Here is a 19,119-nt window from a genome sequence, read left to right as displayed (position 1 = left end):
GTCGGGGTCGGGAGAAGATCGGTGCTCATGGAAAGCTTCCTGCCCGCGAAAAAAGCAGCGGCGATTATGCAGCTTTTATCCGTTCATGAAGGCAGGTCACGAAGGCATGGCCAGGCGTTGCCGTATCGCGAGCGCGGTGCGGGCCTGTTGTTGCCGATGCCGCAGGCCGATCCTGCGTGCTTCGTCGATATCCACCGGCGCGAACGCCAGAGTGGCGCCGGGTCCCGCTTGCGCCAGTCGTGGCAGGTCGGCGGCGATCACGTGGCCGAGCAGGTCATAGCCGCCCATGGTCTGGGCGTCGGCCAGCAGGACGATGGGCTGGCCATCGGGCGGCAACTGGATGCTGCCGATGGCCACGGGTTCTGAAACACGGCCAGGCCCGGCGCCGGCCAATGCTTCGCCCTGCAACCGTATGCCCTGTCGATTGCTGTTCGGACTGACCTGCCAGGGTCGCTTGGCAAGCGCTTTCGCGTGCACGGATGCGCTGGCAACGAAGCGGATCGGACGGTGGTCGTCGAAAGCGGGATCGTCATTGCCGATCCACCAGGCGGCGATCCGCGGTGTCGCGATTTCCGCGATGGTCGAGGCGACTACCGGCAGTCGATCGCCGACACGTAGGGCGCGACCTTCCATGCCGCCGAAACCACCACGCAGATCGGTGCTGCGGCTGCCCATCAAGGACGGCGCATCGAAGCCGCCGGCCACCGCCAGCCAGGCACGGATGCCCGCACGGATCCCGGTCAGCTTCAGTTCTCCCGCCGGCACCGCGATAGGCCGATGACCGGGCAACGCAATGCCATTCGACGTAGCCACCACCATCGCTCCGGTGATGGCGATCATGGCAGCCTGTGGAAGCCGCAGCGTTGGCCCCTGCAGGCTCAGTGCCAGCACCGCCGCATCGGGACTGTTGCCGAGCAGTTCGTTCGCCAGCATCGCTGCGTCCAGGTCCAGCGCTCCTGCGCGCGCGACGCCGAGGTGCCGCCAGCCCTCGCGTCCTCGATCCTGGACCGTGGTCAGTGCGCCGGGGGCGATCACTTCCCAATGGGTAATCGAAACAGAAGTCATGACGATGCCATGCGTTCGAATGCTGCAAGGCCGATGCGCTGGAAACGCACGCGATCGCCGGGCGCGAGCAGCGAGGGCGCAGTGCGCGCGGGGTCGAACAACGCCAACGGCGTGCGTCCGAGCAAACGCCAGCCACCCGGGCTTTCGCGAGGATAGATGCCGGTCTGGTTGCCGCCGATGGCGACCGAACCAGCGGGCACGCGCGTGCGCGGCGTGGCCAGGCGCGGTAGCGTCAGCGATTCCGGCAGGCCGAGCAGATAGGGGAATCCCGGTGCGAAACCGATCATCGCTACGGTGTAATCCGCGGCGCAGTGACGATGGATCAGCTCCTCGATGCCGAGACCGAGTTCGTCGGCGGCTTCCGCCAGGTCGGGAGCCATGCTGTGGTCGTAGCAGACCGGTATGTCGACGGTGCGCGCATGGGCTTCGTCCGCTTCCGTGCCCGCATCCAGGCAGTTGCGCAAGACCGCAGCCACCAAGGCGTGCGGATCGGCGTCGTCGATGCTGTCGCAATCGAAGAACACCGCGAGGCTGGCGTAGGCCGGCACCACGTCGCGCAGCCACGGCGGTTGCCGTTCGCGCAGGCGCCGCGCAACGGCAAGGGCCCGGGTGTTGTGGATTTGCTCGATCGCGTTGCCGAAGCGCAGCAACAGCGCATCGTCGGCCAGCGCTTCGAATGCCGGGGTCATTGCAGCCGCGAGCGCCAGAATTCGACCTGCGTGGCCAGCGCCTCCGGTGCGTGCCGCTGCGCGGTGCCGCTACCCCATACCGGTCCCGGCCACGCGGCATCGCCGGCATGGCGGCCGACCAGGTGCACGTGCAACTGGCGCACGATGTTGCCGAGCGCGCCGATGTTGAGTTTTTCCACGCCGGGCAATGCGCGGACCAGGTTGCCGGCCCGGTTGACCTCGGCCAGCAACAGGCGTTGTTGCGCGCCGTCCAGTTCCAGCCATTCGGAGGCACCGGTCACGCGCGGCACCAGCAGCAGCCACGGGAAACGCGTGTCGTCCATCAGCCGCACCTGCGACAGCGGCCCGTCGGCGATGAACGCGCTGTCGGCGGCCAGGCGCGGGTCGAGGAGGAAATCGGTCACGGGTTGTGCCTCAAGCGAGATGGTCGGCGAAGAAAGCGAGGGTGCGCTGGCGGGCGAGTTTCGCGCTGGCTGGATCGTAACTGGCGCGTGCGTCGCAATTGAAACCATGATCGGCGGGGTAGGTGTACACCGGCATCTGCGGCAACGCATCGCGATGTTGCTGGACCATTTCCGGCGGGATCGACTTGTCGCGCTCGCCGAAGTGGAAGATGAGCGGAGCCTTCGGCGCTTCGCCCAGGAACGGCACGTCGCGCGAGCCGTAGTAGCTGACAGAGGGCAATCCCAGGCGCAGCGCGGCGAGCAGGGCGACGGTGCCGCCCCAGCAGTAGCCCACCGTGCCTATGGGGCCGATACCGGAAAGCGACCTGGCCGCGTCGTCCACGATGCCCACCGTTTTTTCCAGGCCAAGCCGGGTGATCAGGTCACGGCCCCTGGCAATGCCTTCATCGTCGTAGCCGAGTTCGACCCCGGGTTCCAGTACATCGAAGAACGCGGGCGCCAGGGCCACGTAGCCTTCGCTGGCGAAATCCCCGGCGACGCTGCGGATATGCGGGTTGACGCCGAAGATCTCCTGGATCACCACGATCGCGCCGCGCGGCTTGCCCGCCGGTTCGGCACGCCAGGCGGCGATGTCGCCGTGCGCGGTGTGCAGATCGATCCACTGGCCCATGTCCGGCTCCTCGACGAGAGGAGGCGAGTTTAATCCCTCGGGCGGGCTCCCTCGCACAGGCGATGCTTCCGGCCTTGCAGGAGCGGACCCAGCCCACGATGCTTCCGGCTTTGTAGGAGCAGGCCTTGCCCGCGATGCTTTCGCATTGAAGCCAGAGCTTTTCGTGAGGAGTGAGGAGGTTGGAAGCAGGATCAAGATCAAGATCAAGATCAAGATCAAGATCACAAGCACCCCTCCTCAATCCTCCCCTGCTACGCATGGGAGGAGGTCAACAGCTCGCGCTTCATGCTCCTTCCCTGCGCTGCGCGCAAGGGAGGAGGTAGGCGCGGCTCAGGACAGGTCGATGTAGTCCACGCCGATGACCGCGAACGACTGGATGCCGCCGGGCAGGCTGGCTTCCACTTCATCGTCGATGTGCTTCTTCAGCAAGGCCCGCGCCAGCGGCGAATCGATGCTGATGTAGCCGCGCGAGGCATCGGTTTCGTCGGGTCCGACGATGCGGTAACGCGACAGGGCGCCATTGGCGATGTTCTCGAGTTCGACCGTGGCGCCGAAGAACACCGCCTCCGGGTCGGCGGGTGGCGTATCGACCACGCGCAATACCTCCAGGCGCTTGGTCAGGTAGCGCACGCGGCGGTCGATCTCGCCCAGTTGCTTCTTGCGATAGTGGTACTCGGCGTTTTCCGAACGATCGCCTTCGGCGGCGGCTGCGGTGAGCGCGACGACCACTTCCGGACGCCGCACCCGCCACAGGTCGTCCAGTTCTGCCTTCAGGCGGTCATGGCCCTGGCGCGTGATCAGGGCGGTGCTTTTCTCCCCGGGCGGACGCCAACGGCTCACTTACTGGCCGGCGACGCGGCGGAAGGTGCGGGTGCCGTCGCCGCTGCGCAATTCGTCGTTGGAGACGACCTGGAAGCGGACGTCTTCGGCGGACTTGCTGTTGGGGTCCAGCAACAAGCCGCCGCCGTCCGCCGCGCTCCAGCTGCCATCGGTGGAAATCGGATTGCCGCCGGCCTGCAATGTCTGCACGTAGCTGCCGTCGGCGCGCAGTTCCAGCACCGATTCGCCGTCGTCGAACTTGCCGGCCAGCGCTTTGCTATCGAGCGTGGCGCTGCTCGCATCCGTTGCGGGCGTGTTCTCGACCGCGGCGCTGGCATCGACCGGATTGGCGGCATCCGCAGGCGTGGTGGCTGGGGTTGCGACGGGTTCAGCCGGTGCCGCAGGCTCTTCGGGTTTGCAGGCGGTCGCCGATGCGGCGACGAGCGCAAGCAGAAGTAGTGTTCGACGGGTCATTGATCTGGCTTCCTGTGAGTTTCTTCTGGAACATCTGGAGTGCAGCAAATGCGAATAGTAGAACCAAATCCTCCGGGCGGCCGTTCAGCGATGCAATCCGATGGCCATCGCCCGCTTCGCGTGCGCCTGGGCCGGTGAGGAGCATCGAGTCCATCGGCCGCGGTGCAGTCGCCTCCATCCAGCGACAGTTGGTTCGCGGCATCGCCGACGCGGAAGCCGAACATCTCCGGTCCACCATTTTCCTTGTCGAGAATCAGGCAGGCGCTCCTTGGACCGCGCGATCGGCCCATAACCGCCGTTCTCGGTCGCGCTCCGGGCGTAGGCGGATTGTGCTACGCCCAATAACGCCGTTGCCAGGAGCGGCATGCATGCTCTCATTGGTCGTCTCTCGCTTGCCGTCGAGAATGCACAGCGAGTGCCGTGGAGCGAGTAGAGCGCGGCTGACCGGAAGGGGTCGGATTGTTGCAGACGCTCCCTGAATCTCATTCTCCAGCCGATAAAACATAACTCTGCGCCCCTTCGGTTTTGGAAGACTCCGGTTTTGCCAGGATATCCAGGGGGCGGTATTGAATCGTGGAAAGAACCTGGGCCAACCTCGGATAGCCCCTGGCTGCAGGATTGTTTTTCCTGACCTCTTCGATGGAAGCCGGCATGCGGGTCAAGGCGTAATCGGTGATCTCGCAATCGACCTTGTTAGCGTCGATGCGCTGGCAGGAGCCATCGTCGAAATTCATCACGGGATACGCCGCGAACAACCCGTCCACCAATACGGCTTCCCCGGGACCGACAGTGAAGGAGGCGAAGTTCTTCGAAAGCCTTGCAGTGGCTGTCACTCCGTCGACCTTGTATTCCTCTATCGTTGGGTAATAACCCGCCGCGCGTGTCTGTCGTGGCACCTCGTCGGTCCTCGTCCCCCACGACACGCACTGGTCGGATCCGGCAATGACCAGGTTGCAATAACTGCTCTGGACGGTTTCGGTCGTGTACTGCTCGCCGCGCCATTCCTGGCCCCGTTCGTACTCGGAGTTTTTTGTTTCCAGGAAAGTCACTCGCCCCAGGCCCGGCCTCCCGGCTGGACTGCCGCCGCCGACGGGCGGCGCTTTCATGCGGCGTACTTCATAGCTGCTGCCGGAGAGCGAATAGACGCCAGGCTCCACGATATAGACCTGGTACAGCGTGCCGCCCGAGGCGAATCGGTAGAACGAGCCTTCCAACCCTATTTTCTCGGCCTGGGCCTCATTGCCGACCTTGAAGGTGGCTCCGGAAACCTGCGTGTTTTTCCATTCGCTTGTCGAGGTCAGGTCGGTTATGAATATGCCGGATTTGCTGGTCACATACATCGCGTTGTTTTCCGTCACCGCGTCTGGTCCGACATACTTGCTGTCCAGGTTGATCGTTGTGGTCACAACGATGGACTTCCCCGAAGAAAGCGCGCCCAGGAAAAGCATGTCGGTGGCATCAAGCAGCGCCTGCCTCGCCTGCTCTTGTTTTTCGGCGGCCTTTTCGGCTTTGCTCAGCCGCCATTTCCTGCGCTTCGGTACGGGATTGCCGTCCTGATTCCGCGGTTGCTCGATGCCCGCAACCTGGAGGACTCCGTCGGGGGTGTTCCGATCGTCGGCCGATGCGCCGTTGGTGGCGGGGTGCCCCTGCGCATTCGACGGGGAAATCGTGCAAGCGAGTAATCCGATAACCACTGCTTCAATTTTCATGAAACTACATCCTCCTTAATGTAATGGGTTCGAGCTGCCTGCTCGCCCTGCATACTAGCAGGGAGTCGACGGGTCCAAGAGTTGTGTGTGTTGTGGATTTCCGGCCAGAAGCGACTTGCCCGGGCGGTCACTTCTCGACGGATATTCCCTGGGTCATATCCAGCGTATATCAGCGCTTTCCGCCGAAGATGCCGCCAAGCAGGCCGCGCAATATCTGCCGGCCGACCTGGTTGCCGACCGTGCGCGCGGTCTGCTTGGCCATGGTCTCGACCATGCCCTGGCGGCGCTTGGTGCCGAACACCGCGTCCTTCACCGACTGGCCGAAGCCGCCTTCCTGGCTGTCGTCCTGCGCGCGGGTCTTGGCCGGCGGCGCTTCGGCTTTCTCCGCCGCGGTTTCGGCGCGTTTGGCCAGCATTTCCGAGGCCGATTCGCGGTCGATGGCGTTGTCGTATTTCGCGCCCACCGGGCTGCCGGCACGCACCTGGGCGCGTTCGGCATCGCTGATCGAGCCCATGCGGCAACGCGGCGGTGCGATCAGGGTCTGCTGCACCGGCATCGGCACGCCCTTGTCCTGCAGGGTGGAGACCAGCGCCTCGCCGGTGCCCAGCTTGGAGATGGCTTCGGCTACGTCGAGCTTGGGGTTGGGTACGAAGGTTTCAGCGGCGGTGCGCACCGCCTTCTGGTCGCGCGGGGTGAACGCGCGCAACGCGTGCTGCACGCGGTTGCCGAGCTGGCCGAGGATGTTGTCGGGCACGTCGTCGGGGAACTGCGAGCAGAAATACACGCCCACGCCCTTGGAACGGATCAGCCGCACCACCTGTTCCACGCGCTGTACCAGCGCCGGCGGGGAATCGTCGAACAGCAGGTGCGCTTCGTCGAACACGAACACCAGCTTGGGCTTGTCCAGGTCGCCGACTTCCGGCAACTGCTCGAACAGTTCCGAGAGCAGCCACAGCAGGAAGCTGGAATACAAGCGCGGATTGAGGACCAACTGGTCGGCGGCGAGGATGCCGATCACCCCGCGTCCATCGGTGGTGGTGCGCATCAGGTCGGCCAGTTCCAGCGCCGGTTCGCCGAAGAAGCCTTCGCCGCCGTTCTGGGCCAGGCGCAGCAGCGAGCGCTGGATCGCGCCGACCGAGGCGGTGCTGACCAGGCCGTATTCGGTGGCGATGTCCTTGCGTTCGTCGGCGACCAGGGCGAGCAGGGCGCGCAGGTCGTCCAGGTCCAGCAGCAGCAGGCCGCGGTCGTCGGCCAGCTTGAACACGATGTCGAGCACGCCGCTCTGGGTGTCGTTCAGTTCCAGGATGCGGGCCAGCAGCAGCGAGCCTATTTCGCTGACCGTGGTCCGCACGGGGTGGCCCTTCTTGCCGTACAGGTCCCAGAAGATCACCGGGCTGGCGCCGGGCGCGTAGTCGGCGACGCCGAGGTCCCTGGCACGCTGCAGGATCTTTTCATTGCCGTCGCCGGCCACGGCCAGGCCGGACACATCGCCCTTCACGTCGGCCATGAATACCGGCACGCCCAGCTTCGAGAAACCTTCGGCCAGGGTCATCAGGGTCACGGTCTTGCCGGTGCCGGTGGCGCCGGCGACCAGTCCATGGCGGTTGCCGAATTTGGGCAGAAGCGTGACCGCGACCTCGTCGGTGATGCCTTTGCCTAGCAGGATGGGATCCATGTCGTTCCTGATGATGAAGTGGAGCGGGGATTCTAGCGGTTGAACCTGTCGCTCAGGGCAATGGCGGCGCTTGTCAACCTTGCCCCATGCAGCGTCGCGAGGCTAACCTGCCTTTTTCCTGTAGTCGTATCCGCTGATGCCTTCCCGGATTTTCCTTTCCCGCGCCTGGCCGTTGCTGGCAGCGCTGCCGCTTCTGTTCATCACTCCTTCCGTCCTGGCCCAGCGCGTCTCCGCACGCGACCAGCAAGCCGCGGAAGCCCTCAACCAGCGCATGGAGGCGGCCGAGAAGCGCTACCGGGCCGCGCTGGTGCTGAGCGCCAACAGCGATCCCAAGGGCAGCACCGAAGGCGACGCGGCGCTGGAGGACATGGAAGACGTACTGGACGCCTGCACCAAACAGCGCGGTTGCCAGATGCATACCCTGCTGACCGCGTACAAGCGCCTGCTCAAGCAGAACGTCGATGCGGAATCCTCCGCTTCCGAGGAAGATGCCGAGGTCGACCTGCTCGACGACGGCACCGACCATGCCGTGGTGGTGGCGAACCTGCCGGAAGCCGAGCGCGCCGCCGCGCTGCTCAACGACCAGCGCCACGCCTTCGACCGGATGGTGGAATACAACCCGGCGGTGCAGGCCGGCATCCGCCGCTGGCTGACCGACATGCGCGTGTCGCTGATCACCAGTTACGAAAATTACCAGTACGTGCGTCCGTCGATGTGGCCGTCGTGGCAGCGGGATGGACTGCCCGAAGCGCTGCTGTTCGGGATCATGGCCAAGGAATCCAACGGCCGTGTCCACGCCAGCTCACGAGCCGGCGCCGCCGGCCTGATGCAGTTCATGCCGGCCACCGGCCGCCGCTTCGGCCTGGGTCCGGATGGCACCGGTTTCGATACCCGCTTCGATCCGCAGGCGGTGGGCATGGCCAGCGCCGACTACATCAACGAGCGCATGGGCGCGCTCAACAACAACATCGAACTGGCGCTGGCCGCCTACAACGGCGGCGAGGGCAGGGCCCAGCGCGTCTACAACCAGTTCGCCGGCCGCAGTTTCTGGGACGAGGTGGTCTACAACCAGTTCCCCGGCGAAACCAAGGACTACGTGCCGATGGTGATCGCGGCGGCGTGGCTGTTCCTGCATCCCAAGCAGTACGGGCTGACCTTTCCGAAAGTCGACGCGCAGCCGGCCTCGTTCAGGCTGGCCAGAGCCGCTTCCATCTATGAGCTGACCATCTGCCTGGGCAATGGCGGCACCCGCGACGGCTATATGCGCGCGCTGCGCAACCTCAATCCGCGTTACGAGGCCGATGGCTGGATTCCCGCCAACACCATGCTCAAGGGCACCACCAAGATCGCCAGCCTGTATGCGCGCAATTGCGTCAATGGCCCGCGCGCCGACCTGGCCCGGACCCTGATCGCGGCGAACGTGGAGTCTGCGATCACCCGTTCGCCCTTGGCCGGCAGCGTTGCGGTCGGCGACGTCACCCCCGTGCCCGGCGTGCCCACCACCGTGGCCACCGGCGAACCCAAGCCGGCCAAGCCCAAGGCCCAGCAGGTGCGCGATTACCGGGTGGCGCGCGGCGATAACCTGGGCAAGATTTCGCGGAAGTTCGATTGCGACATGAAGCAGCTGGCGAAGGCGAACGGATTGAAGGCGCCAGGCTATAGCGTGCGGCCTGGGCAGGAGATCAAGTTGCAGGGGTGCAAGAAGTAGCAGTAGCCACGAATGTGGGAGGGGCTTCAGCCCCGACTGCTTTGGTGATTAAAGCGTCGGGGCTGAAGCCCCTCCCACAGAAGCTGGAATCCGGGCCGCGCCGCGCGAAAACAGGGAACTGATGGCAATGAGCGCGTCGCAACGCGCCTGGGGCTTGCGGTCAGACAGTGCCTGGAATGCGCCGGGCCAAGGCTTGCCCGAGTCGTACCGGAGCTTCTGCAACCAACTCCAGTGAAAGCTCCGCCACCCCCGGCGGCAGCAGCACGATCACCGTCGAGCCGTAGTTGAAACGGGCCATCTCCGCGAAGCGTTCCAAAACGATTCCCTTCCCACGCCAGTCCTTGCGCGTGATCGCATCGCCGTAGCGCGGGATTTCCACGCCGCTCCACACCGTTTCCACGCCGGATACCAACAGCGCGCCGACCATCACCGAGGCCATCGGCCCGAAGCTGGTGTCGAAATGGCAGACCAGGCGTTCGTTGCGCGCGAACAGGCGCGGGACTGTCGCCACCGCGGCCGTGCCTACGCTGAAAAGCCGGCCTGGCACATGCACCGTTTCGCGCAGGGTGCCGGTCCACGGCATATGCACGCGGTGATAGTCCTTCGGCGACAGGTACACGGTGGCGAACAGGCCGTTCTCGAAAGGTTTGGCGGCTTCCGCATCGCCCAGCAGTTCGGCTGCGGTGAACGAACGGCCCTTGGCCTGGAAAATGCGTCCGGACCGGATCGGACCGCACTGGCTGATGCGGCCGTCGGCGGGCATCAGCAGGGTGCGCGGGTCCGGGTCGGCGAGGCGCGCGCCCGGTTTCAGCGCGCGGGTGAAGAAGGCATTGAAGGTCGGGTAGGCGGTCGGGTCCGGCTGCGCGGCTTCGCCCAGGTCGACGCCGAACTTGCGGGTCACCGTGTCGATCAGCCATTGCTTGGTCCGCGGCGAGGGCGAATACGCCAGTCGCCGTGCCAGCGAGGACGCCAGCCGATGCGGCAGCAGGTAAGTCAGGCGGGTGACCAGACTCATTGCATCGAGGCCCTGGTCAGGGCAGTCATGTCGTCGGCGATGGCCTTGGGCTGGAAGGGGGGCTTGATGAAGCCGACCATGCGTCCCTGCGGGTCGAGTACGGCGATATTCGCCGAATGATCCATCGTGTAGTCGTCGGGATTCTGGTCGAAATTCTTCCCCGGCATCTTCTGGAACACGAACATCATCGACCTGGCGAAATTCTCCAGGGTAGGCACGTCGGCGGTCGCCGCCAGCGTATCGGCATGGAAGGCGTGGGCGTATTCGCCGATCCGGGTGGGGGTGTCGCGCTCCGGGTCGACCGACACGAACAGCACGCGCGGGCGGGTGCTGTCGGGCAGCGACTTCCACTGGTTCTGGGCCTGGGCCAATTCGGCCAGGGTGGTCGGGCACACGTCCGGGCAGTAGGTGAAGCCCAGGAACACCAGGGTCCAGTGCCCGTTCAATTCGCCTGAGGCCAACTGCGTGCCATCGGACTGGCGCAGGGAGAAGGCGGGCAGGGCGCGCGCCTGCGGGAACATCGTGATGCTCTTCGTTTCCGGCCAGCGCGGGCTGCTGGCAGTGCTCCCGAAATACTTCTGGGCGGCGAGCAGGCCCAGGCCGGCGGCCAGGGCGATGACGAGGATGAAGCCGATTCTGCGGTTGAACATGGGGTGATCCGGGCAATCCGTCTTGGCAAGCGCCCATGATACCGGCGCATCCGCTTCACGCCCCCTATAATCCGGGGCCGACCCTGCGAAAGCCTTGCCATGACTGCCGACCCGGCCGCCGAACTGCATACGATCATCGACTTGATCCGCTACGGCGCCAGCCGTTTCAACGCCTCCGACCTGACCTTCGGGCACAGCTACGACAACGCGCTGGACGAAGCCACGCACCTGGTCCTGCACACCCTGCATCTGCCACCCGATCTGGGCCCGGCCTATGGCCAGGCGCGGGTGACCACGGCGGAGAAGGCCGAGATCCTGGCCTTGTTCGAGCGGCGCATCGAGGAGCGCGTGCCGGTCGCCTACCTGACCGGCGAAGCCTGGTTCGCGGGCCTCAACTTCAAGAGCGACACCCGCGCGCTGGTGCCGCGTTCGCCGATCGCCGAGTTGATCGAGAGCGGCTTCGAGCCGTGGCTGGGCGGCCGCGAGGTGCGCCGCGCGCTGGACCTGTGCACCGGTTCGGGCTGCATCGCCATCGCCATGGGCCACTACCACCCGGACTGGCACGTGGACGGCGTGGACCTCAGCGACGATGCGCTGGCCCTGGCGGCCGAAAACAAGGCGCGCCTGCACGCCGACAACGTGCGTTTCTTCAAGTCGGACCTGTTCGCCGGCCTCTCGGGCGAGCATTACCAGCTGATCGTCACCAATCCGCCGTACGTGACCGATGCGGAAACCGACGCGCTGCCGCAGGAATATTCCTACGAGCCGGAACTGGGCCTGCGCGCCGGCGACGATGGCCTGGACCTGGTGCTGAAGATCCTGCGCGACGCGCCGCTGCACCTGAGTCAGGACGGCCTGCTGATCTGCGAGGTCGGCGAATCCGAACACGCGCTGGTGAAGCTGCTGCCGGACGTCGAGTTCGCCTGGATCGAGTTCAAGGTCGGGCAGATGGGCATCTTCGCGGTCGAATGCGCGGAGCTGATCGTGCACCACCCGCGGATCCGCGAATTGGCGAATGCGCGAGGCTGAAAAAGTAAGTGCGCGGGCATGAAAGAGTAAGGTCGTCATTCCCGCGAAGGCGGGAATCGCTCCTGCTTTTGACTTTCGGGTGACCTGTGAGTTGCTCGTGAAACAGCCCGCCGTCTACATGCTTGCAACCGGGAAACGAGGGACGTTATACATCGGCGTCACCAGCGACCTGGTCGCCCGTACCTGGCAACACCGCGAGCATATCGTCGAAGGCTTCACCAGACGTTACAACGTGACGATGCTCGCCTGGTACGAGTTGCACGGCACGATGGAGTCGGCAATCCTTCGCGAGAAGCAGCTGAAAAAGTGGAACCGCGAATGGAAGTTGCGGCTGGTGCAGGAGTTCAATCCGGAGTGGCGGGATTTGTGGGATGACATTGTTGGGTAGGGTTCTGGTCTCAACGTAAAAAGCAGTAGAGCGAAGAGCGATTCCCGCCTTCGCGGGAATGACGAGCAAAAAAGGCAAGCAAGTGAATACCTTCGGCCATCTGTTCCGCGTCACCACCTTCGGCGAATCACACGGCCCCGCTATCGGCTGCGTGATCGATGGTTGCCCGCCTGGACTGGAGATCGCGGTGGAAGAATTCCGCCACGACCTGGATCGTCGCGCCACCGGCAAGTCGCGGCATACCTCGGCACGGCACGAAGCCGATGAAGTGGAAATCCTCAGCGGCGTGTACGAGGGCAGGACCACAGGCACGCCCATCGCCCTGCTGATCCGCAACACCGACGCGCGCAGCAAGGACTACGGCAGGATCGCCGACCAGTTCCGTCCCGGCCACGCCGACTACACCTACTGGCAGAAATACGGCATCCGCGACCCGCGTGGTGGCGGGCGCTCCTCGGCACGTGAGACCACCATGCGCGTGGCCGCGGCGGTGATCGCCAAGAAATGGCTGGCGCTGCATCACGGCGTGCACGTGCGCGGTTATCTGTCGCAGCTGGGCGAAATCACTCCGCAGGGCTTCGACTGGAACGCGGTCGAGGACAATCCGTTCTTCTGGCCCTCGGCCGAACAGGTGCCGGTGCTGGAAAGCTACATGGACGCGTTGCGCAAATCCGGCGATTCGGTCGGCGCGCGGGTCAACGTGGTCGCCGATGGCGTGCCGCCCGGCTGGGGCGAGCCGATCTACGGCAAGCTCGACGGCGAACTGGCGGCGGCGCTGATGAGCATCAACGCGGTCAAGGGCGTGGAGATCGGCGACGGTTTCGCCGCGGTGGCGCAGAAAGGCACCGGGCATCGTGACGAGATCTCCCCGGACGGTTTCCTCTCCAACCATGCCGGCGGCATCCTCGGCGGCATTTCCACCGGCCAGCAGGTCACCGCCTCGATCGTGTTGAAACCGACTTCCAGCCTGCGCCTGCCGGGCAATACGGTGGACATCGAAGGCAACGCGACCGAAGTGATCACCACCGGCCGCCACGATCCCTGCGTCGGCATCCGCGCCACCCCGATCGCCGAGGCGATGATGGCGCTGGTGCTGATCGACCAGGCCCTGCGCCACCGTGCCCAGTGCGGCGATGTCGGTCCGGTCGTTCCGTTGATTCCCGGCAACGCGCCCGCAGACAGCGGCCATGGCTGAATCGCGCCCGCGCGTCTGGGTGTCGCAACCCCTGTTCGATGACGTCATCGCCAGGCTGGGGGAATATTTCGAAGTCGTTTCGACGTCGCAAGTCTCCGAATACACCCCGCAACAGGTTTCAGCCGCGCTCGCCGAAGTCGATGGCGCGCTGATCACCCTCAACGAGCGCATCGGTAGCGAACAGATCGCAGGTGCGCAGCGGCTGCGGGCGATCGCCAATGTCGGCGTCGGCTACAACAACCTCGATGTCCCGGCACTGTCGGCGGCGGGGATCATCGCCACCAACACACCGGACGTGCTGACCGAGACCACCGCCGATTTCGGTTTCGCCCTGCTGATGGCCACCGCGCGCCGCATCACCGAGGCCGAGCGCTGGCTGCGCGAAGGGCACTGGCGGCAATGGTCGTTCCAGAACCTGCTCGGCGCAGACCTGCATGGCAGCACCCTGGGCATCCTGGGCATGGGCCGGATCGGGCAGGGCATCGCCCGGCGCGCGTCCGGGTTCGACATGAAGGTGCTGTACCACAACCGCAGCCGCCTGCCGGAAGCCGTCGAGCGCCAGACACGTGCCTCATACGTCGGTTTCGACGCGCTGCTTGCCCAGGCCGATCACCTGGTGCTGGTGCTGCCTTACTCGAAGGAAAACCACCATCTGATCGATGCACGCGCACTGTTGCAGATGAAACCTACCGCCACGCTGGTGAACATCGCCCGCGGCGGCATCGTCGATGAAGGCGCGTTGGCCGATGCGCTGGGCAATGGCAGGCTGGCGGCGGCGGGACTGGATGTATTCGAAGGCGAGCCCGCGGTGGATCCGCGGTTGCTGGCGCTGCGCAACGTGGTCCTGACCCCGCATATCGCCAGCGGCAGCCTGGCGACCCGACGGGCGATGGTGTCGCTGGCGGTGGATAATTTGATCGCGGCGATGGGCTTCGGACCGGATGCGGGTTCGCCGCCGAATCAGATCGGCGCGTAAGCGCCCGCGTTCCGTTATCCTTCAACGTCCACGTAGGAGCGCCCCTTGGGCGCGATGCCTTTCGGCCAGATCGCGTAAGAGCATCGCGGGCAAGGCCCGCTCCTACACGAAACCCCACCCCCACCTGTCGAAGAAGAAATGAGCAACCAGCCCCGAAGCTTCAAAGTCGCGGTCGTTGGCGCCACCGGCGCCGTCGGCGAAGTCATGCTGTCGATCCTGGCCGAGCGCAAATTCCCGATCAGCGAACTGGTCGCCCTGGCCAGCGCACGCTCGGCGGGCGCCGATGTCGATTTCGGCGGGCGCAAGGTCAACGTGCAGGACCTGGCCACCTTCGACCCGACCGGCGTCGATATCGCCCTGTTTTCCGCGGGCGGCGGCATCTCGAAAGAATACGCGCCGAAATTCGCCGCAGCCGGCGCGGTGGTGATCGACAACTCCTCGGCCTTCCGTTACGACGACGATGTGCCGCTGGTGGTTAGCGAAGTGAATCCGGAAGCGGCGAAGAACCGCCCGCGCGGGATCATCGCCAATCCCAATTGCTCGACCATGCAACTGCTGGTGGCGCTGGCGCCGATCCATCGCGCGGTCGGCATCGAGCGCATCAACGTGGCCACCTACCAGTCGGTGTCCGGCGGCGGCCGCTCGGCGCTGGAGGAACTGGGCAAGCAGACCGGCCAGTTGCTCAATTTCCAGGAGATCGATCCGCAGCGCTTCCCGGTGCAGATCGCCTTCAACCTGATCCCGCATATCGACGACTTCCAGGACAACGGCTACACCAAGGAAGAGATGAAGCTGGTCTGGGAGACCCGCAAGATCCTCGGCGACGACAGCATCCAGGTGAACCCGACCGCGGTGCGGGTACCGGTGTTCTACGGCCACTCCGAGGCGGTCAACGTGGAAACCAAGACCAAGATCAGCGCGGCCGACGTGCGCAGCCTGCTGGAGTCCGCGCCGGGCGTGGAAGTGGTGGACGAACGGGTCGCCGGCGGTTATCCGACCCCGGTCACCCATGCCTCCGGCACCGACCCGGTCTACGTGGGCCGGATCCGCGAGGATTTCTCGCATCCGCGCGCGGTCAACCTGTGGGTGGTCTCGGACAACATCCGCAAGGGCGCGGCCCTTAACGCGGTGCAGGTGGCCGAACTGGTCGCGGCGGAGTCGGCATAATCGGACCGCTAGGGCTATATTCGGCACCGCGAGGAAAGGGGAATGCCCATGACACAGGCTGCGACATGGTGATGAGGCAGGGCGGGATGAAATTCCGTTCATGGGGCCTGCGCGGGTTGGCCGGCGTGGCGCTGCTGCTGCTCAGTGGCGCGGCCATGGCCCTCGGCTTGGGCGAAATCCGGGTCAAATCGCAGCCCGGCCAGCCGCTGGTGGCGGAAATCCCGATCATCTCCAGCGAACCGGGCGAACTGGAACAGCTGCAGGTACGCCTGGCTTCGCCGGTCACCTTCGAACGCGTGGGCCTGGCGCGGCCGGAAGGCCTGATCAACAACCTCAGCTTCGCCGTGGGCCTGAGCGACGATGGCCGTGCGGTCGTGCGGGTCACCAGCCAGGAGCCGGTGCAGGTCGCGGCGCTCAATTTCCTGATCGAAGTGGATTGGGGCCAGGGCCGCCTGGTGCGCGAATATTCGGCGCTGGTGGATACGCCCGGTGCCTTGGCCGCGGCCAGCCAGCCGATCATCGAAGCGCCGTTGCCGCCGCCTTCCAACACCATCATTCGCGAACCGGAAGCCGCCATTGCGGGCGAGCCGGTTGCTCCTCCGGCTGAAATTCCCGCTCCCGCTCCCGCTGCCCCAGCGCCCGCTGCTGTCCCGGCCGCACCGGCCCCGACGCCCGTGGTCCCGGCTGCCATCAATGGCCGGATCGAAGTGCAACGCGGACAGACCCTGTCGCAGATCGCCCGCGACCTGGGCCAGGATTACAGCCTGGACCAGACCATGCTGGCGCTGCTGCGGGCCAATCCCGAGGCGTTCATCAACGGCAACATCAACCGCCTGAAGCAGGGTGCGGTGCTGCGCGTACCGCAGTCGGCGGAACAGGCGCAGCTTGGCAGGTCCGAAGCCGCCGCACTGGTCCGCGAGCAGATGGCCGAATGGCGCCAGGCGCGCAGGCCGATCCCGCAACCGGTCGAATCGATGGCCGCCCCGGCGCCCACGCGCGCGCCGGCCACGGCTTCGAAGGTCGCCGAGGCCAGGCTCGAGATCGCACCGCCCGCCGCCAGTGCGGCGACCCGGGCGGGAACACAATCCGGCATCGATGCCGAAGGCGAGGGTGACATGCTGGCGAACCAACAATTGACGCTGACCAAGGAAGAGCTGGCGGCGCGCGAATCGGAAGTGCAGGAACTGCGCGCCCAGGTCGCCGAACTGGAAAGCATCAAGCAGCAGCAGGGCAAGCTGATCGCGATGAAGGACAGCGAACTGGCCGCCGCGCAGCAGCGCCTGGCCAAGTCGCAGGGCGATGCTTCGCAGCCGTTGTGGATGTGGGCCGGGCTGGGCCTGCTGGTGGCCGGCCTGGTGGTGGGCTGGCTGATCAGCCGCCGCAAGCCGTCGGTGGCGGTCGCCCCCAAGCGTTCCGGCTACGACAGCGCGGCGTTGGCCGCGGCGATGCCGGCGGCCGGAAGCGCGCGCGAGGAAGCCGCCGCGACCGTGGATGCAACCCTCGAAGCCCAGGAAGAAGACGAAATTCCGGCGACGCTCGCCGAAGACGATGACCAGCCCGGATTCGCGGCAACTCCCACCCCGGCTCCGCAGGCCTGGACCACGGCCGCGATCAATCCCACCTGGCATACCGGCGATGGCGGCCTGAACGTGGCGCCATTGAACGCCGCGCCGGCGGGACGCGAGCGCCTGGAGCTGGCCATCGCCTACCTGGACCTGGGCGACCTGGAGACCGCGCGCGACCTGCTCAACGAAGTGGTCGCCGGCGGCGATGCCGTCGCGCGCAACGAAGCGACGCAGCTGCTGCGCGAGATCGGCTGACCTTAGCAATGAAACGCTGCTGATGCGGTACGCGTTGGGCGTCGAGTACGACGGTAGCGATTTCCGCGGCTGGCAACGGCTCAGTCCGCATGGGCAGCCCGGCGAACCGACCGTGCAGGCCACGCTGGAGGACGCCTTGTCTTCGGTCGCCGCGATGCCGGTCCAGGTCGTCTGCGCCGGCCGCACCGATGCCGGGGTGCATGCGCAATGCCAGGTGGTGCACTTCGACAGCGACGCACCGCGCACGCCGCGCAGTTGGAGCCTGGGCACGACCACGCGCCTGCCGCCTTCGGTGTGCGTGCGCTGGTGCTTGCCGGTGGCGGAAGACTTCAACGCGCGTTTTTCCGCACGTGCGCGGCGTTACCGCTATCGCATCCTCAACCGCGCGGTGCGCCCGGCCCTGGGCCGGGAGCAGCTAAGCTGGGAACGCCTGCCGCTGGACGCCGACGCCATGCATCGCGCGGCGCAGGCGCTGCTCGGCGAAAACGACTTCAACGCCTTCCGCACCGTGCATTGCCAGGCCCCGCACGCGGTGCGCGACCTGCAGGCGATTTCCATCGTGCGCGAAGGCGAACAGGTGATCGTCGAAGTGCAGGCCAACGCGTTCCTGCACCACATGGTCCGCAACATCGTCGGTTCACTGCTGATGGTGGGCCGGGGAGAGCGGCCGCAAGCCTGGATCGCAGAACTGCTCGCAGGTTGCGACCGCACGCTGGCGGGACCGACGGCGCCCGCGGATGGGCTGGTGTTCCTGGGGCCGCTGTATCCGGCGTTGTGGGGGCTGCCGGGGGAAGTGACGGAGGGGGCGAGAAACGAGTAGGGAGAAACGAGGAAAGAGTGTTCGTCATCCCGGCGAACGCCGAAAGCGCCTTATAACAGCGAAGGGGGGTCATCCATTTTGACTTTCCCTTTTCCCTGTTTGTCTATAGTGCGTAGAAATACAAAAGTAAAAATGAATTCCAATGCGCGCTGGAATGACAAATACTCGTTCCTCGTTTCTCTCCACTCGTTTCTCGCTCCTGCTCCTATGACCCATACCCGGATCAAATTCTGCGGCCTGACCCGCGCCGAAGACGTGCGCCTGGCAGTGGAGCTGGGCGTGGACTACGTCGGCCTGGTATTCGCGCCGCGGAGTCCGCGCAAGTTGCTGCTGGGGCAGGCGCGCATGCTGCGTGAACTGGTGCCGGAAGAAATAGCGGTCGTCGCTCTGGTGATGGACAACACGCTCGCAGAAATCGAAGCGCTGATCGAAAACGTGCGGCCGGATCTGCTGCAGTTCCATGGCGGCGAAACCGACGCCTATTGCGCCGGGTTCGGCCTGCCTTTCCTCAAAGCCATCGCCATGGCCAGCGAAGACGAAGACGCGTCTGTGCGGGCCGCTGAATTTCCTTCCGCTTACGGCTACTTGCTAGACGGCCACGCCAGGGGCGAGCAAGGAGGCAGTGGCCAGCGCTTCGACTGGAAACGCGTGCCGCAGCTCGAAAAACCGTTCTTTCTGGCGGGTGGCCTGAGCAGCGAAAACGTGGCGACTGCTATTCGCACGGCACGCCCCTGGGGCGTGGATGTATCCAGCGGCATCGAATCGGCGCCCGGAATAAAGAGCCCCGATCGCATGCGCCTGTTCCTGGACGAGACCCGGCGCGCCGACGCGCGGCCCGATTGAGCG

At 65.5% G+C, this 19,119-nt stretch carries 19 protein-coding genes; 9 read left to right on the top strand and 10 right to left on the bottom strand.

All coding sequences use genetic code 11. The annotated features are described in order from the left end of the window. Window positions 1-96 precede the first annotated feature (96 nt). The 8 genes from CSC74_RS04440 to CSC74_RS04405 all read right to left on the bottom strand — a co-directional run bounded on the left by CSC74_RS04440 (window position 97) and on the right by CSC74_RS04405 (window position 7,505). Entirely contained in the window at window positions 97-1,065 is a 969-nt protein-coding gene (locus CSC74_RS04440) for a 5-oxoprolinase subunit C family protein (protein WP_162313180.1), read from the bottom strand. Next, a complete protein-coding gene (gene pxpB / locus CSC74_RS04435) occupies window positions 1,062-1,754 on the bottom strand; it encodes a 5-oxoprolinase subunit PxpB (protein WP_162313179.1) in 693 nt (230 codons plus the stop codon). Before pxpB ends, CSC74_RS04440 begins: the two co-directional genes overlap by 4 nt. Beyond that, window positions 1,751-2,158 (bottom strand): HIT family protein, encoded by a 408-nt coding sequence (locus CSC74_RS04430; RefSeq protein ID WP_246192940.1) that lies wholly within the window; start codon window positions 2,156-2,158, stop codon window positions 1,751-1,753. The genes pxpB and CSC74_RS04430 overlap by 4 nt, the downstream gene beginning before the upstream one ends. A gap of 10 nt (window positions 2,159-2,168) precedes the next feature. After that, on the bottom strand, window positions 2,169-2,828 hold the full coding sequence (locus CSC74_RS04425) for a dienelactone hydrolase family protein (RefSeq protein WP_162313177.1): 660 nt from the start codon (window positions 2,826-2,828) through the stop codon (window positions 2,169-2,171). A 330-nt stretch (window positions 2,829-3,158) separates the two neighbouring features. Then, window positions 3,159-3,668, bottom strand: a complete 510-nt coding sequence (greB, locus tag CSC74_RS04420) for a transcription elongation factor GreB (RefSeq protein WP_162313176.1) — start codon at window positions 3,666-3,668, stop codon at window positions 3,159-3,161. Next, the gene (locus CSC74_RS17430; protein ID WP_211369547.1) at window positions 3,669-4,121 is read right to left on the bottom strand and encodes a hypothetical protein; all 453 of its coding nucleotides are present in this window, start codon (window positions 4,119-4,121) and stop codon (window positions 3,669-3,671) included. Between the two features lie 482 nt (window positions 4,122-4,603). Further along, entirely contained in the window at window positions 4,604-5,830 is a 1,227-nt protein-coding gene (locus CSC74_RS04410) for a hypothetical protein (RefSeq protein ID WP_162313175.1), read from the bottom strand. 169 nt (window positions 5,831-5,999) lie between these two features. Continuing rightward, window positions 6,000-7,505, bottom strand: a complete 1,506-nt coding sequence (locus CSC74_RS04405) for a helicase HerA-like domain-containing protein (RefSeq protein WP_162313174.1) — start codon at window positions 7,503-7,505, stop codon at window positions 6,000-6,002. A gap of 136 nt (window positions 7,506-7,641) precedes the next feature. Between CSC74_RS04405 and CSC74_RS04400 the strand changes: the two genes are divergently transcribed. Further along, window positions 7,642-9,213 (top strand): transglycosylase SLT domain-containing protein, encoded by a 1,572-nt coding sequence (locus tag CSC74_RS04400; RefSeq protein WP_162313173.1) that lies wholly within the window; start codon window positions 7,642-7,644, stop codon window positions 9,211-9,213. Between the two features lie 160 nt (window positions 9,214-9,373). On the opposite strand, the gene asd is transcribed toward CSC74_RS04400, so the two are convergent. Both asd and CSC74_RS04390 read right to left on the bottom strand, forming a co-directional pair. Beyond that, a complete protein-coding gene (gene asd, locus CSC74_RS04395) occupies window positions 9,374-10,228 on the bottom strand; it encodes an archaetidylserine decarboxylase (RefSeq protein ID WP_162313172.1) in 855 nt (284 codons plus the stop codon). Continuing rightward, window positions 10,225-10,878: an SCO family protein gene (locus tag CSC74_RS04390; RefSeq protein WP_162313171.1), complete on the bottom strand. Its 654-nt coding sequence runs from the start codon at window positions 10,876-10,878 to the stop codon at window positions 10,225-10,227. The genes asd and CSC74_RS04390 overlap by 4 nt, the downstream gene beginning before the upstream one ends. Before the next feature lie 99 nt (window positions 10,879-10,977). Between CSC74_RS04390 and prmB the strand changes: the two genes are divergently transcribed. The 8 genes from prmB (at window position 10,978) to CSC74_RS04350 (ending at window position 19,116) form a co-directional block, all read left to right on the top strand. After that, window positions 10,978-11,907 (top strand): 50S ribosomal protein L3 N(5)-glutamine methyltransferase, encoded by a 930-nt coding sequence (gene prmB / locus CSC74_RS04385; protein WP_162313170.1) that lies wholly within the window; start codon window positions 10,978-10,980, stop codon window positions 11,905-11,907. A gap of 97 nt (window positions 11,908-12,004) precedes the next feature. Further along, window positions 12,005-12,295 carry a GIY-YIG nuclease family protein gene (locus tag CSC74_RS04380; RefSeq protein WP_343037875.1) on the top strand — a complete coding sequence of 97 codons (291 nt, stop codon included), beginning with the start codon at window positions 12,005-12,007 and terminating at the stop codon, window positions 12,293-12,295. Window positions 12,296-12,353: 58 nt separating this feature from the next. Beyond that, window positions 12,354-13,490: a chorismate synthase gene (gene aroC, locus CSC74_RS04375; protein WP_162313169.1), complete on the top strand. Its 1,137-nt coding sequence runs from the start codon at window positions 12,354-12,356 to the stop codon at window positions 13,488-13,490. Next, window positions 13,483-14,466 carry a 2-hydroxyacid dehydrogenase gene (locus tag CSC74_RS04370; protein WP_162313168.1) on the top strand — a complete coding sequence of 328 codons (984 nt, stop codon included), beginning with the start codon at window positions 13,483-13,485 and terminating at the stop codon, window positions 14,464-14,466. Before aroC ends, CSC74_RS04370 begins: the two co-directional genes overlap by 8 nt. A 138-nt stretch (window positions 14,467-14,604) precedes the next feature. Next, the gene (locus CSC74_RS04365) at window positions 14,605-15,633 is read left to right on the top strand and encodes an aspartate-semialdehyde dehydrogenase (protein WP_162313167.1); all 1,029 of its coding nucleotides are present in this window, start codon (window positions 14,605-14,607) and stop codon (window positions 15,631-15,633) included. An 86-nt stretch (window positions 15,634-15,719) separates the two neighbouring features. Then, entirely contained in the window at window positions 15,720-17,453 is a 1,734-nt protein-coding gene (locus CSC74_RS04360) for a type IV pilus assembly protein FimV (protein WP_162313166.1), read from the top strand. Window positions 17,454-17,475: 22 nt separating this feature from the next. After that, window positions 17,476-18,273 (top strand): tRNA pseudouridine(38-40) synthase TruA, encoded by a 798-nt coding sequence (gene truA / locus CSC74_RS04355; protein WP_162313165.1) that lies wholly within the window; start codon window positions 17,476-17,478, stop codon window positions 18,271-18,273. Between the two features lie 207 nt (window positions 18,274-18,480). Next, a complete protein-coding gene (locus CSC74_RS04350; protein ID WP_162313164.1) occupies window positions 18,481-19,116 on the top strand; it encodes a phosphoribosylanthranilate isomerase in 636 nt (211 codons plus the stop codon). The last annotated feature ends 3 nt before the right edge of the window (window positions 19,117-19,119 follow it).

The organism is Pseudoxanthomonas yeongjuensis (assembly GCF_010093345.1).
GTDB classification, from domain to species: domain Bacteria; phylum Pseudomonadota; class Gammaproteobacteria; order Xanthomonadales; family Xanthomonadaceae; genus Pseudoxanthomonas_A; species Pseudoxanthomonas_A yeongjuensis.
The sequence above is the reverse complement of the archived record's forward strand: the minus strand, read 5'-3'. Positions and strand labels throughout refer to the sequence as shown.